Annotated in this window: 14 protein-coding genes, 1 tRNA gene and 1 rRNA gene; all 16 read right to left on the bottom strand. The window is 59.6% G+C overall.

Features of this window, described 5'->3' with window-relative positions:
• Window positions 1-32: 32 nt before the first annotated feature.
• A complete protein-coding gene (locus AC3E6W_RS05660) occupies window positions 33-2,003 on the bottom strand; it encodes an NHL domain-containing thioredoxin family protein (RefSeq protein WP_490652563.1) in 1,971 nt (656 codons plus the stop codon).
• A 255-nt stretch (window positions 2,004-2,258) separates the two neighbouring features.
• On the bottom strand, window positions 2,259-3,011 hold the full coding sequence (locus tag AC3E6W_RS05655; RefSeq protein ID WP_303987197.1) for a preprotein translocase subunit SecD: 753 nt from the start codon (window positions 3,009-3,011) through the stop codon (window positions 2,259-2,261).
• A 274-nt stretch (window positions 3,012-3,285) separates the two neighbouring features.
• Window positions 3,286-3,984 (bottom strand): transcriptional regulator, encoded by a 699-nt coding sequence (locus tag AC3E6W_RS05650; protein ID WP_485039296.1) that lies wholly within the window; start codon window positions 3,982-3,984, stop codon window positions 3,286-3,288.
• Window positions 3,985-4,221: 237 nt separating this feature from the next.
• The gene (locus AC3E6W_RS05645) at window positions 4,222-4,941 is read right to left on the bottom strand and encodes a hypothetical protein (protein ID WP_490652562.1); all 720 of its coding nucleotides are present in this window, start codon (window positions 4,939-4,941) and stop codon (window positions 4,222-4,224) included.
• 213 nt (window positions 4,942-5,154) lie between these two features.
• Complete coding sequence (locus tag AC3E6W_RS05640) at window positions 5,155-6,012, bottom strand: hypothetical protein (RefSeq protein ID WP_490652561.1); 858 nt, start codon at window positions 6,010-6,012, stop codon at window positions 5,155-5,157.
• A 560-nt stretch (window positions 6,013-6,572) separates the two neighbouring features.
• Window positions 6,573-6,860 carry an HU family DNA-binding protein gene (locus AC3E6W_RS05635; protein ID WP_005506733.1) on the bottom strand — a complete coding sequence of 96 codons (288 nt, stop codon included), beginning with the start codon at window positions 6,858-6,860 and terminating at the stop codon, window positions 6,573-6,575.
• A gap of 92 nt (window positions 6,861-6,952) precedes the next feature.
• Window positions 6,953-7,258: a 30S ribosomal protein S14 gene (gene rpsN / locus AC3E6W_RS05630; RefSeq protein WP_005506731.1), complete on the bottom strand. Its 306-nt coding sequence runs from the start codon at window positions 7,256-7,258 to the stop codon at window positions 6,953-6,955.
• A gap of 2 nt (window positions 7,259-7,260) precedes the next feature.
• Window positions 7,261-7,431, bottom strand: coding sequence for a 50S ribosomal protein L33 (gene rpmG / locus AC3E6W_RS05625; protein WP_004005967.1), 171 nt, complete (start codon window positions 7,429-7,431; stop codon window positions 7,261-7,263).
• Window positions 7,432-7,434: 3 nt separating this feature from the next.
• Window positions 7,435-7,671, bottom strand: a complete 237-nt coding sequence (rpmB, locus tag AC3E6W_RS05620) for a 50S ribosomal protein L28 (RefSeq protein WP_004005966.1) — start codon at window positions 7,669-7,671, stop codon at window positions 7,435-7,437.
• A gap of 835 nt (window positions 7,672-8,506) precedes the next feature.
• Entirely contained in the window at window positions 8,507-9,319 is an 813-nt protein-coding gene (locus AC3E6W_RS05615) for an SGNH/GDSL hydrolase family protein (RefSeq protein ID WP_490652560.1), read from the bottom strand.
• 167 nt (window positions 9,320-9,486) lie between these two features.
• Window positions 9,487-10,299: an ABC transporter ATP-binding protein gene (locus tag AC3E6W_RS05610; RefSeq protein WP_049334025.1), complete on the bottom strand. Its 813-nt coding sequence runs from the start codon at window positions 10,297-10,299 to the stop codon at window positions 9,487-9,489.
• A gap of 191 nt (window positions 10,300-10,490) precedes the next feature.
• Entirely contained in the window at window positions 10,491-12,689 is a 2,199-nt protein-coding gene (locus AC3E6W_RS05605; RefSeq protein WP_490652559.1) for an acyltransferase family protein, read from the bottom strand.
• A 117-nt stretch (window positions 12,690-12,806) separates the two neighbouring features.
• Window positions 12,807-12,880: transfer RNA gene (locus tag AC3E6W_RS05600), tRNA-Thr, on the bottom strand.
• Between the two features lie 193 nt (window positions 12,881-13,073).
• Window positions 13,074-13,952 carry a DsbA family protein gene (locus AC3E6W_RS05595; RefSeq protein ID WP_490652558.1) on the bottom strand — a complete coding sequence of 293 codons (879 nt, stop codon included), beginning with the start codon at window positions 13,950-13,952 and terminating at the stop codon, window positions 13,074-13,076.
• A 424-nt stretch (window positions 13,953-14,376) separates the two neighbouring features.
• Window positions 14,377-15,120 carry a DUF6891 domain-containing protein gene (locus AC3E6W_RS05590; protein WP_490652557.1) on the bottom strand — a complete coding sequence of 248 codons (744 nt, stop codon included), beginning with the start codon at window positions 15,118-15,120 and terminating at the stop codon, window positions 14,377-14,379.
• Between the two features lie 278 nt (window positions 15,121-15,398).
• Window positions 15,399-15,515: ribosomal RNA gene (gene rrf, locus AC3E6W_RS05585) — 5S ribosomal RNA — on the bottom strand.
• Window positions 15,516-15,589 lie beyond the last annotated feature (74 nt).

Here is a 15,589-nt window from a genome sequence, read left to right as displayed (position 1 = left end):
ATAATACTGACCCTTGATTCTTTTATAGACCCCTAGTTGATACCGCGCAGGTCCAGGACGAGTTCGCTTTCGTCTGCCTCGTCACCGGTCACGACGACGGGAATACCCCAGTCCTGCTGGTAGAGGTGGCAAGCCGCGTGCTCGGGGATGTCACCGTCGGGGGTGCCGTCGCAGGCGGCGGCGCGGGCGGTGATGTGTAGGACCGCCTCGGTAATCTCGGGGTTGAGCACGAGGGTGCGGGTCAGTCCGGTAGAGGTGCCGGCACCTTCCAGGATGAAGTTCTCGGGGGTGGAGGAGATCTTCAGCTGGGTGGGGTCGCCCCAGCGGGTGTCGAGCTTCTGGCCGGTGGGCACGGTGAATCGTGAGACGAATTCGAGGGTGCCGCCGGTGAGCTTGGTGGAGGGGCGCGCGGTGGTGATAGCGCCTTCGTCAACGTGCTGTGCCTTCGCGGGAATGGAGGCGCGCACGAGCTGGTGCGCGTTGGTTTCCACGATGATGAGGCGCGGGTCCTCGCCGGGTACCTCTTCGACGAGCAGGTCGGAGGGCTCGTCGAGGCCTCGTTCGAGGGTGCCGAGGGTGCCGGTTGCGGGGTCCCAGCGGCGGATGGCGCCGTTGTAGGTGTCGGCGACTGCGATGGATCCGTCGGGCAGTTCGGTCAGGCCGAGGGGGTGCTGCATGCGGGCGGTGTCGGAGTCGCCGTCGACGAAGCCGAAGTCGAACAGGCCCTTGCCGACGGCGGAGGTGACCTGTACGCCGTTGTCGGTGAAGGTGATGTGGCGCAGGCCGCTGGTTTCGGAGCATGCGACCCAGAGGCTGCCGTCGCGTGCTTCGATGATGCCGGAGGGCTGGGCGAACCAGGCGTCGGCGGCGGGGCCGTCGGCGAGGCCTTCGACGCCGGAGCCTGCGAAGATGCTGACGGTGCCGGTGACGGGTTCGTAGCCGAAGAGCTGGTGGGTGCCTGCCATGGCGATGATGAACTGGCCGGCTTCGCGGGAGTAGACGGCGTCCCAGGGCGAGGAGAGCGCGATGTCGGTGGCGGGTACGCCGGCGGGGATGTGGTTGGGGTCGCCGGTGATGGCGTTGTCGCCGTCGATGACGCGCTGCACGCCGTTACCCGCGAGGGTGCGTACTTCGCCGGTGCGCAGGTTGAGGGAGCGCAGGCGGTGGTTGACGGTGTCGGCGACGAGCACGTCGTAGCCGAGCTGCTCGCGCAGGTTCTCGGGTACGAGGGCGAGGCCGGCGGGTTCGTTGAAGCGCGCTTCGGTGCCGGTGCCGTCGACGTGGCCCTTGACGGGGTGGTTCACGGGGTCGTCGCCACCGCCGTAGGTGTTGATGACGGTGTTGAGGTCGGCTGCTACCTGCAGGATGCGGTGGCGTGCGCTGTCTGCGACGAGGTAGGTGCGCTCGCGGTTGCCGAAGAGGTTTGCGGGGCCGAATTCAGTGGGCAGTTCGATGGCTTTGCCGGGGAAGGCGTAGGTGCCGGCTGCCTTGGGGCGGGGCACGTAGGGGCCGTCGCCGCGGTGCAGGGTACCCTTCGCCTCGTGTTCGGCGACGAGTTCGCGTACGAGGGAGGTGAGACCCTGCACGTGGCCTTCGCCGGAGAGGTGCGCGACGATGTAGCCTTCGGGGTCGACGACAACGAGGGTGGGCCATGCGCGGGCGGTGTATGCCTGCCAGGTGGTCAGTTCGGGGTCATCGAGTACGGGGTGGGTGATGTGGTAGCGGTCGACGGCTGCGGCGAGCGCTACGGGGTCAGCTTCGTGCTCGAACTTGGGGCTGTGTACGCCGACGGTGACGAGTACGTCGGAGAATTCTTCTTCGAGGGGGCGTAGTTCATCGAGCACGTGCAGGCAGTTAATGCAGCAGAGAGTCCAGAAGTCGAGAATAACGATTTTGCCGCGCAGGTCCTGCAGGGTGAGGTTTTTGTCGCCGGTGTTGAGCCAGGCGCGGCCTTCGAGTTCGCTGGCGCGCACGCGTACGCTGCGGGTGGTGTTCTCACTCATGGGTTCTCTCTCCTGTTGGGTGCGCCGTGTGTGTGGGCGCGCTGATTTGCTGTCCCCATTATGCCAGCGTGGTGAGGGTGGTTCGCTGGGAGTTGAGCTTTGTGACTTGGGGGCTTAACGACCTGTCATATTAAGTCATATTCCGGGTGGTTCATGGGTATATAAAGCGCCCCGCACGCATCACGTATAGATGCGCGCGGGGCGTTGGTGTCCCTATTGTGGCGGGCTGTTCGGCCCGGTGGTAGGAACTAGTTTTTACTTGGCGCCTGCAACCTCGGAGAGGTCACCAATCTTGGTGGGCTTGACCGGGGTCTTAGCGGTGCCGCTGAAGCCGTCGATACGGCCGGGGGCCTTCGGGGTCTCGATGGTGGAGACGTCGGTCGCCTTTTCGAAGGTCTTGGTGTTCAGCACGGATGCGGTGCCGTCTGCATTGACAACGGTGTAGAGGTTGTCCTTGGGGTTGGTCTTAATCCAGGAGCCGTCCTCTTTCACGACGATGGTTGTACCGTTGGAGTCCATGCTGGTCCACACACCGTTATTCTGGATGGTGACAATAGCACCGTCCTTGGATTCGAAGGCAGCGAGTTTATCGGTGTAGTAGACGGTGCCGTCGCTGGTCTGTGCCTTCTTCACACCGGCCTCGTTCTTGAACTCGTCCAGGGCTTTCTTGCTGGCGGTGTAGCCTGCGGAGGCTGCCTGATCGGCGGATTCCTGGCCCTTCTTGAGCGCTTCGGTTGCTTCGCTGGGCAGACCGCTGGGGGTGCTGATGGTGCCCTGGGTGGTCTTGGTTTCTGCCTTGGTGGTTTCAGTTGCTGCGGAGGTGGTGCTCTTGCTGGTTGCTGCTGCGGAGGTGCTTGCGGGTGCCGAGGCAGTTGCGGAAGCAGTTGCAGAAGCGGACGCGCTTGCCGATGCGGAGGAATTGGAGTTGGTGCCGGAGTTGCCGCCGCAGGCTGCGAGGCCGAGGGCACCGGCAATGGTCAGGGACAGTACAGCAATTGACTTCTTCACTGAATTTCTCTTTTCTGTATGCGCCGCTCTGCGACGGCGCAGTGCGTGGTGTGGTTGACCTGTACTCCAGTGTGCCCGGAGTACGCCTCCATGCTAGCACCGTGACCTGAAAGCTCCCTGAGATGTTGCGGCGCTTCCCCTCCCCCGCTACTTTCACGGCTCTTCTCAGCGTAGCTTGAAGACGCAAAACGCCCCGCACGCATCACGTTCGGATGCGCACGGGGCGTTCAAGCTTTGAAAGGCGCTACGAACGGCTACCCCTGTACGGGTCTGCCTATCCGTGGGTCTTGGCGCTGGTCGGCTTCACGCCTTCCTTCGGGGCGGTGCTGTAGCCGTCCACGGGGGCCGGGGGCTTGGGCAGTTCCAGCGACTTGTAGTCCTGGGAGTATTCACCGGTGACAACGTTCGTGATGGTAGCTTCACCGTTCTCATCAACAGCGATGGTATCGCCGTTGGTCTTGATGACGCTCCAGTCGCCGGATTCGCTGACGCTGCTCAGCGAGCCATCGGGGCTAACGCGGATCCAGCCGCCGTCATCCTTGATCAGGATGTAGTCACCGTTCTTAGCTTCGACGATGGAGGCGCCTTCCTTCGTGTCGGTGTACACGGCGCCGTCAGCGTTGGTGCTCTTCTTAGTGCTGGGGTCCTTCTTGGCCTGTTCAGCGCCCTTCTTGAAGACGTTGTATCGTTGCTTACCGATTCCGACTGCGGCGTTATCACTGGAGCTACTATCGGTGCCCTTAGTATCTGAAGAGCTCTTCTCAGATGCGCTTGCCGAGCCGGATGCCGATGCGCTTGCCTTGGACTCGGAGGATGCGCTCGCAGAAGCGGTAGCCGACGCGCTCGCAGATGCAGACGCGCTCGCGGATGCACTCTGGCTTTCGGCGGGCGCCTTGATGTTGGTGGGGCTACACGCGGCAAGGCCGAGGGTTGCGGCGAGGCTTAGGGACAGAACAGCGATAGATTTCTTCACTGTGTTCTCTTTTCTGGTAGGTTTCGAACTGCGCTGGGCGTCCGGGGTGTCCGTACGGGTGGGAGTTGTTGAGGTGGTTTTTCCGTTTTCAGCCTAGCACCTCATCCTGGCGGTACTCTGCAAGCGCGCAGAAACGCCCCGCACGCATCACGTTCGGATGCACACGGGGCGTCTTTATAAGTCAGACGGGCAGCCACGCTCGGGGAGCGTTAGCGGCCGTTGTCAGCTCGTTACAGCTTACTTGGGCTGTGCGGGCTTGACGGGGTTGACCTTAGCCTGTGCGGGCTTTGCGGGAACCTTCGGAGCCTTCAGGTCTGCCTTCTCGCCGCCAACGATGGAGGTTACTTCACCGGATGCGTCCACGGATGCCTGCAGGCCGGTGTTGGACTGGATGGTCCAGGAGCCGTCAGCCTTAACTGCGACCTGGCCGTTTGCGTCCTGGCGGCTCCAGGAGCCGTCAGCCTGTACAGCGATCTGACCTTCGTCACCCTGAACGGCCCAGCCGCCATCCTCGGAAGCAACAACGTCGCCCTCAACGGCGGAGGAGGAGTTACCCTCGGAGTCCTTGGACTCAGCCTTGGCGCCCTTCTCGTCGGACTCTACCTTGGAGGAGTTACCCTCGGAGTCCTTAGCGTCTACGGATGCCTTGCCATCTGCGCCGACCTTCACGTCTGCGGAGTTGCCCTCGCCGTCGTTAGCCTTGACGGTGACGTTGCCGTCCTTGTCAACCTTCACGTCTGCAGTAGCGGAAGCGGAAGCAGCCGAGGTGGTTGCAGCTGCAGAGGATGCCTTAGCCGATGCGCTTGCGGAAGCAGTCGCAGAAGCAGAAGCAGATGCGGATGCAGTCGCGGTGGTGGTGGAAGAGGACTGGGAGCCACATGCGCTCAGGCCCAGTGCGCCTGCGAAAGCGATGGACAGAACCGCGGTGGTCTTCTTCATTGCGGGGGCGAATGCCATTGTTTCTCCTTGTGGTTGTTAGTATGGTGCGGCTAGTTGGCGACGTATTCGCGTCGTGCGCGGGATCCGTGTGGGTTCCCATAACGATTATCGGTTTAACCAACCGCGTTAATTCTATCGAGTTTGGGTCTGTTTATCCGGGTGCATGGGTGTTTATCCGCATTCTAGCGGGTGGCATAGCCCACGTTTTCGCCCGGTTCGTCAGTCAGCTTCTTAGCGGCGGGGAGTTACGGGCTTGACGGGGTTAGCGACAGCACCAGCGGGCTTGACGGGTACGGCAGGTACCTGGAAGGCGCCCTGGCCGGTCTGTTCCCATGAGCCATCAGCCTTCACTTCAACAACGCCGGGAGCTCCGACGAGTTCCCAGGAGCCGTCTGCCTTAACCTCTACGTTGCCGCTCGGACCGACGCGCTCCCAGGAGCCGTCAGCTCGTACCTCGATGATGTCGCCGTTGGGGGCGTGGTAGGACCAGCCGCCGTCGGTCTTGATCTCGATGAGGGTGTAGCCGTTGGCTGCGCTGACGGTTCCGCTGTCGACGGTCACGGTGCCGTTACCGGTACCGTTCGCGCCACTCTTGGCGGAGGTCTCGCCAGCCTTCTCGTCGACCTTTGCGGAGGATCCCGAGTTGCTGGAGCCGGAGTTGTTCGATGCCGAGCCGCCGTTGACGGTTGCATTGCCGCTAGCGTCGGCGGTCACGCCGGTTCCGTTCGCGCCGTTGACGGTCACATTACCGTTGGCGTCTGCGGTGACCCCGGTACCATCAGCACCGCTGACGGTTACGCCGTTTTCGCTGACGGTGACGGTGCCCTGGGAGCTGCTTGCGGTTGCGCTCGGGGAGGCTGCGTCACTTGCCTTGACGGTGACCTTGCCGTTGCCCGCATTGACTGCTGCGTCGGCGGTGGAGGATGCCTTAGCGGTTGCGGTGGCGGTGGGTGCCGGGTTGGAGGTGTTCTGTGCACCGCAGGCGCTCAGGCCGAGTGCTGCGATTGCTGCCAGGGACAGTGCTGCCGCGCCGGTGCGGAAGCGACGGTTGGCGGTCTGTTCGGAAGTGTGCTGAGCGGGGCGTGCCATGAGGTGGTTCTCCTTGTGCATCCCGGAGGGTCAATCGTCCGGGGTTTGTATGGTTGATTTTCCGGTTGGGTGGGGCCGTTGTGTATGGTGTGTGGCTTTTCCTTCGCCGGTGATTCCAGCTTAGGGTGTGAGTCTAAGATTGAGCTTTAGTTTGCTGTGTTTAAGCTGTGTCCGATCGGCAATGTATAAGTATTTTTCCCAGCGGGGTTTGATAATCGCGATTTCTCGCTCAGCTCATGCATAGCTTTCTGCTCAAATGTATAAATTTTCTTTATTTTTTCTGTAGCCCATCATAGCTTCCCCTGTGAAACCGAGCTACTTTCTGCGTCTTATGCTCGAGTTAAGGGTTAGGGTCTTGAAGACCCACCTTGCGCACGCTCCCCGCCGCACGTGCCCTCCCAATCCGCTAGCTGTACCACTTCGCCAGCCGCACCACCTCGCCTGTACCACCGCCTCCCAGCAACCTGTGCCCCCCCCAGCGCCAAGAGAGAGCATCTGGGCATACTAAAAGACCCCCACCATATTGGTGGGGGTCTTTAGCAGATTCAAAGTCTCAAGAATTACTTCTTCTTAGCGACTGCTGCCTTCAGCTTGGAGCCTGCGGTCAGCTTCACGCCGTGACCGGCGGGAATCTGGATGGTTTCGCCGGTCTGCGGGTTACGGCCGGTACGAGCTGCACGGTCGGTGCGCTCGATTGCCATCCAACCGGGGATGGTGATCTTCTCGCCCTTGGAGACGGAAGACTCGAAAACCTGGAACACTGCGTCGAGGACTGCGTTTACAGTTGCCTGGCTCTTGCCAGACTTCTCTGCAACCTCTGCAACGAGTTCGGTACGGTTCTTAGCCATTAGGGTGCCCCTTCCAGAGACTTAAGGTTTGAGTCTAAAGCGAGTGACCGTCGGTGACGACGGAAAACCGTTTAGGAACTAAAATACCAGATTTACCAGCTGGACTTGGTGATACCGGGCAGCTCGCCGCGGTGTGCCATCTCGCGGAAGCGCACGCGGGAGATACCGAACTTCTGGAAGGTACCGCGGGGGCGGCCGTCGATCTGGTCGCGGTTACGCACGCGAACGGGGGAAGCGTTGCGGGGCAGCTTCTGCAGTGCCACGCGTGCTGCTTCGCGCTCCTCGGGGGTAGCGTTCTCGTCGATCAGGGTCTTCTTCAGCGCGATACGCTTCTCGTTGTAGCGAGCGACGATGACCTTGCGCTGCTCGTTGCGAGCGATCTTGGACTTCTTAGCCATTCTTAGCGCTCCTCTCGGAAGTCAACGTGCTTGCGAACGACGGGGTCGTACTTCTTCAGCACCATGCGGTCGGGGTTGTTGCGGCGGTTCTTACGGGTCACGTAGGTGTAACCGGTGCCAGCAGTGGACTTGAGCTTGATGATAGGACGGAGGTCCTTAGCCTTGGATGCCATTTACTAGATCTTCTCCCCGCGTGCGATGATTTCTGCAACAACGGCATCGATGCCACGAGCATCGATAACCTTGATGCCCTTAGCGGACACGTTCAGGGTTACCTTACGACGCAGCGAAGGAACCCAGTAGGTCTTCTTCTGAACGTTCGGGTCGAATCGACGCTTGTTGCGGCGATGCGAGTGCGAAATGCTGTGTCCAAAGCCGGGAACAGCTCCGGTCACCTGGCAGACTGCTGCCATGTTTCACTCCTTTATTGATTGACTTTTATGACGGTACGCAGTCGATGTTACTCGTGAGCGTCCCGCCACCAATGTAGAAGCACCGGGTTATTCGCCGGGCTAGAGTGTTTGAGATCGTCACGTGGGTGAGAGGCCACGCATCGATCCCCGCCGCGGGAAAAACGGTGAAGCTTATTAGTGTCGAGAGGCGTTTCCACCACTACGAACAGCGTTAAATTCTAGGTAAATACGGGGGTTCGTGCAAGCTTGCACGCCGGATTCTGCCTTAAAAATCCGCGGAATCTCGGTGTTCTGAGCCGATTGCGCCTCGTTTAAGCGAAGCGCTCGATTCGCGGATGCACGCCTGCCGCCGGGCGACAAACATACCTATCCATTCTATCAAAAATGGGTATTTTTGCAAGTCCAGATGTTTTTAAGGGAATCTTTAACGCCCCTAGTCAGGCGTTAATGCACTGATTTAAGAACGGGCGTTCTCTATGTGACCGGGGATAAATTACACCGTTGAAATTCATGTTGTGAGATTAACAGCTTAAGCCGGATTTAAGCCGAAAACAGCCCCGCGTCACCGCTTCTGACGGTGTGCGCAGGGCTGTTAAACAGACTTAAACACGCGCTTAAAGAGCTTTTAACTCTCGTTTTAACGCTTCCGCCCCGGTTTTAAAGGGCAGTTTAAGGGCTCGTCGCGGTGCGGATACGGCCGCTTTGCCCCGCTCCGTTACGGTGTAGATACGACACAAGTATGGGGCAGATACGGCGCAGAGCACTCCCCTACCGATACAGTTCTAGCTAGGGTTCTACGCCGTATCGTGAGCCCCCGCGAGCCTAGTTCTTCAGCCTAATTATTCAGGCTTGCCGCGGGGACCCACTCCGGGTACTTGGGGCTCACACCGTCCCCGGAGCTCGTACCCTTCAGGCGGCGGCCAATCCACGGCAGGGCAAACTCGCGGACCCAGCGTGCCTCCTGCTCAATCTTCTCGCGAGCGGTCAGCTGCACCTCCGGGGGCAGTACCGATTCGGTGACCACACCGGGCAGGCCGAGCTGCGCCAGCACGCGGGATGCGAAGCGTTCGTGGCCGAGGTCGTTCATGTGCAGGCGATCGTCAGCCCACAGACGCCAGTCGAGGAAGTCATTCCAGCGCCAGTAGTCGATAATGTGCACGCCGTGGTCCTCAGCGATACCGCGCAGTAGCTCGTTGTAGGTGGCGGTACGGCCGCGGGTACGGGCGAAGGGGCCCTGGCCCTGTACGTCCAGGCCGGTTACGGTAAGCACTTCGATTCCTTCGCCGCGCAGGGTGGCGAAGGCTTCGTCTACGTGGGTCATGAGCTGGTCAATATCCACGTTGGGTCGCATGATGTCGTTGCCGCCACCGTAGAACGTAACAATGTTGGGGCAGAGGTCGAGGGCTCGAGGCAACTGTTCATCCAGGATGGGGCCGAGCAGGCGTCCGCGGATAGCAAGGTTTGCGTACTGTGCCTGCGGGTCTACTGCGCCGAGACCTTCGGCAACGCGGTCTGCCCAGCCTCGTAGGTTGTTGGGGCGACGGCGGTCAACGTCGCCCACGCCTTCGGTAAACGAATCGCCAATTGCTACGTATCGTACCGATTCGCCGTTGAGCTTGCCGTTGGAGTCTAGGAGCGGGGTCGTCATTGTGTTCTTCTTTCCGGGCCTTATGAAGAATGACCCTTCTATGTAATAAGCCGGCACACCCGTACGGTGTACCGGCCTCATCGCTTAGTGCGTCCTGTTATCCAGTATCCCACGATGGGGGCGGGAATCCCAGATATTGTTTTCTTCCCCTTCCCCTCCGCCGCGATTTATTCAGGTATGGATGCGCCCCGCGGATGCGGGACGACCACGACGCTACCGTCATCGAAGGGATCGGTGACCTCGGCCTTGAGTCCAAAAATCTCGTCGAGGTTGGGACGGGTCAGCACGGCGCCGGCCTCGCCCTGAGCGACGATAGACCCCTCCTTCATGGCGACCAGGTAGTCGGCCACGCGGGCGGCCAGGTTTAGTTCGTGGAGGACCATAATCATGGTCGTTCCGCGCTCCTCATTGAGTTCGGCAAGCAGGTCGAGCAGTTCCACCTGGTGCGCCAGGTCAAGATAGGTGGTGGGCTCGTCGAGTAGCAGAATATCGGTTTCCTGGGCGAGCGCCATGGCAATCCAGACGCGCTGACGCTGACCGCCGGAGAGCTCAGTGACCTGACGCTCCGCCAGAGACATGGTATCGGTGGCTTCCAACGCCCAGGCAACCGCCTCGTCGTCTTCGGCGCTATTGCGCTTGAAGAGGCCCTGGTAGGGGTAGCGGCCACGCGAAACGAGATCGGCTACGGTAATTCCTTCGGGAGCGATGGGATGCTGGGGCATCAGCCCGACCATGCGGGCAAAGCCCTTCATGGAGTATTCGTGGGTGGATTTGCCGTCAAGGGTGAAGTCGCCGTTAAGCGGCTTGAGCAGTCGGGAGACACCACGTAGCAGGGTGGATTTGCCGCAACCGTTGGGACCGATAATCGCGGTAATCTTGCCCTTCGGGAACTCGAGGGAGAGGTCTTTGACGATGGTCTTCTCGCCGTATCCGAGGCTAACGTTCTCCACTCTGAGGGTGCGTTCGGTGATTTCCTTCATCGAGTTCTTTCTGCCATATCCGCGGTCTACACACTTAGATTAGCCTAAGCAAGTTCCAAGTTAGTCTATCCTGACCATTCGTTCAAGCGCAGGCGGTTTTCGCGCGGTTTATGACGTTAAAATGCAGAGTCCCCCGACCCGCTGAACGGTTCGGGGGACTCTACAAGGCGCGGGATACTCTAGGGCCGAGGCTAGAGGTTGACCCTGCCTCCCACGAGCCAGCCGCCTTCTGCAGCACGTTGGAAGACGGTCTGGGCCATGGTGCGGCCGTAGGTCTTACTCACGTGGTTATCGTCCAGGTACACGTAGATATTGCCGATTACGGAGCTACAGGTCCCGTCGGGGCAGTAGACATCCTTCAGATCCACCATGACAGCACCCTGGTTGCGGTACTTGTCGAAGACTTCCTTTGCGGGGTTCTCGGCGGCGTACTTCTCACTGGCCGGACGGGCGCAGGAGCTCTTGTCGCTTCCAGCCTTCTGGCCGCACTCGTAGATGTTGAACTCGAAGCGCGGGTTATCGCGCAGACCGATAACCTGGATACCCGCCTCGGTGAGGCGGCGAACCGTCTCGTCCAGAGCGGGGTCGATCTTCTCCTCGGTGGAACGGGCCTGGGCCGCGGTAGCAACCAGAACCACGGTCTGGGGCTTACGCTTGAGGATTTCCTCGGTCAGCTTGGAGTTGAACTCCGAGCATTCGTGAGTGGCGGTCACGGCACTTGTCGGGTACTGGCAACCACCGAGCAGGTAGGCCTGCAGGTTGGTCTTGGTCTGTTCCGCAATGGGCTTGAAAGCGCTGAGAGCCTGCTCTGCGTGGGAGTTACCCACAACCATGGTCAGCGGCGCATCGTCCGATCCGCTCTTCTGCAGGCTGCAGTAGCTGGCGAGCGCAGCGTCGGAGGGCGCGAAGGCGCCGGTGCAGGTATCGCTGAGCGATTCGTACTGCGCCTTCACATCGCCGCCGGTGGGAATCGGATTATCGATGAGGCCCTGCTGCGCCCCGCCGATAGCGCGCGCACCCGGATAGTTGTCGTTGACGGTCTGAACCTGCAACTCGGCGTTGCGGGTGGACTCGGTGTTCTGCGAGGTTAGCCAGGCCTGCGCGATGAGCAGAGGGCCTCCGGCCACGAGGAAAATAGCCAGCAGGAAGGCCACCTGATCGGCCCAGGTTTTCACGGAGAAGACGGTCTTAAAACGCATCTTCATCATGAGCCAGGGAACGAAGGGGTCCTTACGGTAGCGCAGCGGCTTCTCCACGTAGCGGATGAGCAGCCAAGCCAGGCCGATAGAGACCAGGATAATAACCGCGCCCTCGATAAAGTTCACGCGAGAGGTGCCCACAGCCGTGCTGTAGAGAATCAGGATGGGCCAGTGGACCAGGTACAGGGCGTAGGAAATATTGCCGAGGCTCTGCAGAGGTGCCGAGGAGAGCAGGCGGTCCACGCCCCAGCGGCTATTAGTGCTACCGGCCATGATGACGAGCGCACCGGAGAACACGGGCCACAGAGCCAGGTAGCCGGGGAAAGCTCGCTCAACCGGCAGGATGGCGCCGCAGGTAACCAGGCCGACGATGCCGATCCAGCCCATCACGACGCGTGCGCGTTCGGGTGCCTTCCATTTGAGGGTGAGCATAGCGAGCAGGGTGCCGATAGCAAATTCCCAGAGACGGGTGCGGGTATCGAAGTAAGCAAAACCCTGGTTGCTATTGGTCTCAACGATGGAGAACGTCAGGGAGGCAACAAAGACCGTGTTGAAGACGAAGACCGCGGTCGTGAAGAGGTTCCCACGGTATCGGTGCACAAAGTAGGCGACGGCAGCAAAAAGCAGGGGCCAAATAATGAAGATCTGCCCCTGGATGGAAAGCGACCAGAAGTGCTGGAAGGGTGACTTCGCGGCGGCGTTCTGGGCGTAGTAATCCACGGAGCTAAACGCCAGGTTCCAGTTCTGGTAGTAGAAAAGGGAGCTCGTGGCGTCCTGCATCATCTGCGACCAGCGGCTGGGCGCAAGCACAAAGAATGAGGCAATCGTTGTGCTGGCGATAACGACAGTCGCCACGGGCAGCAGGCGCTGGAAGACGTGCAACCAGTAGTTGAAGAGTTTGAGGGGCTTGCCTTCGTTGATCTTGCGCATGAAGGAGAGCGAGAGCAGGAAGGCGGAGATGAAGAGGAAGACGTCCACACCGCCGGAGACCTTGCCGAACCAGACGTGGTAGAGCACGACGAGTAGCACCGCGAAGGCTCGCAGGCCCTGGATTTCGGGGCGGAACCCTCGCGATTCGATGAATTCTTCGAGGGGGTAGTCGCCGGCTTCGCGCGGGCGGATGCTGCGCGGGGTGGAGGGGCGGGTTCCCTGCGGCGCGGGGGCCTGCGAGGTTCCGGAGGTCTCAGACATACATGTTCCTCGGATGGGTTGTGGATGTGCGGGTGCGGGTCCCTAGACGCTGTGGACACTCGCTACAACAAAATCCTGATATGCCCGAGGGTGGTCGGCGCAAATCAGGATCGTGAGAGCCTCCTACCGGATTCGAACCGGTGACCCTCTGTTTACAAGACAGATGCTCTGGCCAACTGAGCTAAGGAGGCAACCCGTCCAGTGTACCCTATTCCCCTGCCTCGGTTCCGCTTAGCCGTCCTTATCTCAGGCCGGTCTCACGGACCGATGGTCCGACCTTCACCGGTGTCTCATTGAAACTCCGTATCACGCAGAGGCTCCCGGAGCGGTTAAAAACCGGGGGCCCGGCAACCGTTGCCGGTTGCCGGACCCACCGAGGGTACATTACTTCTTCTTGGCCTCAATCTTGCTCTTGAGGAAAGCGCTGAAGTCATTGCTGGCGTACTGGTCACCGTCTACGAAGACGGTGGGGGTACCCTGAATACCGTTGCTTGCGGATTCGGCGTTAACCACGTCCACAAGGGGACGCCACTTGTCTTCGTTCATGTCGGAGCCAATGGAAGCACCGTACTTGGATGCGATATCGGCGATCTGCTGGTTGTTCATGTCGCCGGTGCCCTGGTGTGAGAAGATCTCACGCTGGTAGTTCAGGAAGTTGCTGGTGCTCACCTGGTTTGCCACAGAGTATGCAGCTGCCGCGTTACGTGCGGAGTATGCGGTGGGCGAGGAACGGTCCAGGAAGGTTAGGTTGCGGATTTCCAGGGTGATAGTGCCGTCTTCGACGAGCTTCTGGATTTCTTCACCGTACTTAGTCTCAAACTCTGCACAGTGCACGCAGTTGTAGTCCTGGAAGATGGTCACGCGCACGGGTTGACCGTTCTTGGCGGCCTCTTCAGCCGTCTGCACGCCCGGGGGCAGGGTGTTGACGGCTGCCGCGGTTCCGTTGACCATGGGGGTCACGGAGGAGGTTGAGGTGGCCAGCTGCTTGAAGTCGCGGGTCTCCTGGGTGGAGGAGTTCTTGACGATTCCGTCCTTGGTCAGCACGATACCGCCGTATTCGTTTGCGCTGGCGGGTACGGGGCCGCTCTCCGCAATCTTGTTGTTCTTGTTACCGTTGACCACAACGAAGCCGATGATACCTACGATAACGAGGACCACGGCGAGTACGCCGAGCTGGAGCCAACGGCGGCTTGCCTTGCTGGGGCTCTTTTTAGCCTGCTGCGCCGCAATCTGACGGGCTTTTTCGCGGGCGTCGGTCGACATGCCTGCTCCTTTGGTTGGGAATATGGGTTGGCGGTTCATCCACTTCTTCTAGCCTACTCGGTGGGAGTATGCTTCTGCCCGATAAAGATTCAGATGCCCCTGTGCTCTTCCAAGCTGGGCACGCCTGTATCTCTACCGGGCGTTCTAGAGCTCAGCTTCCTGCCGCGTATAGCAGCTGAAGGTCATGTCGAGCAGTTCCTATCTCGAGGACAGGTTCTGTCTTATCTCTAGTGTGGACGTACCGCGCTACCCGTCTAGCCTACCGAATGGGTGCCTTATCGGCTAGTTAATACTCTGTCTAAGAAGCTGTGAATCGTGTTCTCACGCTCTCAGCATATTTTCTCTGTAAACTTTTGTAGCATCAGGAAGTGCACCTCCCCACTACATACGCCGCAAGGCTCCCATCCGGTTCGGCTCACTACCGCTAGGGGATGTTGTAGACTTCTACTCCCCCAATGAACGGACGGGTGTCAAAGTTCCCCTTCCACTCCACGCTCAGGCCGTGCTTCTCCAGTACAGGGATAATCGTATCCTTCATGAGCTCTACGGAGAGCTTCTTGTGAAGGGCACTGATCTCTTCCTTCTGCGCATCACTCAGCGCGTTCCATTCATTTTCGTCCCTGGGGTAGGCGAGGAACGAACCGAATCCGACGTAGGTGCCGCCGCTCTCTGCGAGGCTTTCGGCGTCCTGCTGGTGGAAGTAGATGTACCCCTTCCATTCACGGCTATTGTCGATTTCATCCCAGATTTCTGCGGAGGCGCAGGTACCGCAACAGGTGAAGTTCTGCCGTGCGATAACCCCTTCTTCTTCCAATGCTGCGAAGGCACGGTTAAGGTTCGAGTTCTTCTGCATCTCGGGGGTAATACCCAGCTCAGCGGCGAATGCACGACGACGCTTGATGAGCTCTTCCACGTAGCCCTCTACACGCTTTTCCCAGAGCTTGCTGTCTTCATTCTGCCCATCGTATTCCAATCCGAATACATCCATCACATTATCGGTGATGGTTTCTACATACAGACCGGTATCGGATTCGCCCATGAACAGGAGGGGCCAGATGGGCCAGAGCAGCTCGGCTTCGTCTTCTTCGTTCAGTCCCCATTCTTTGGGGAGGGGCGGGTCGAGGCGCTCTTCGCTCCAGCGTTCGTAGATGCTCTTCTCATCAGCCATGACGGTTGCTCCTTTGCGTATTCTCCACTCATTCGGTAGAGGTATGGACTGCTCTTGTTGTTAAGGTATCAAGACTTTCTCTACCGTGCCCTCTACCTCGTCATTTGGACGAATCTATGACAGCTTCCAGAGGTTCCCTGTACCGCCTAAGACCTGTCTCCTAGGCTCCAGCCATGCTCCTCAGCTTCTTTGCTTGAAGGAGCAATCTTTCGCTCTAAGAGTTTTTGGGTACACAAAAAGAGGGGAAGACCTCTAAGGTCTTCCCCTCTTGAATAAAAAACCCGCGGCGACCTACTCTCCCACACCCACAAAAGTGCAGTACCATCGGCGCAAAGAGTCTTAGCTACTGGGTTCGGAATGGAACCAGGCGTTTCCCTCTTGCTATAACCACGGAAAATCTAGCGAATAACTTCGTTATTCAAAATTTCCGAATAAAAAGCCTCAGCCTCCAGAAGGAAGCCCAGGGTTA

Source organism: Rothia sp. SCPM-O-B-18226 (M350) (assembly GCF_058213595.1).
This window is presented reverse-complemented; position numbering and strand designations above follow the sequence as displayed.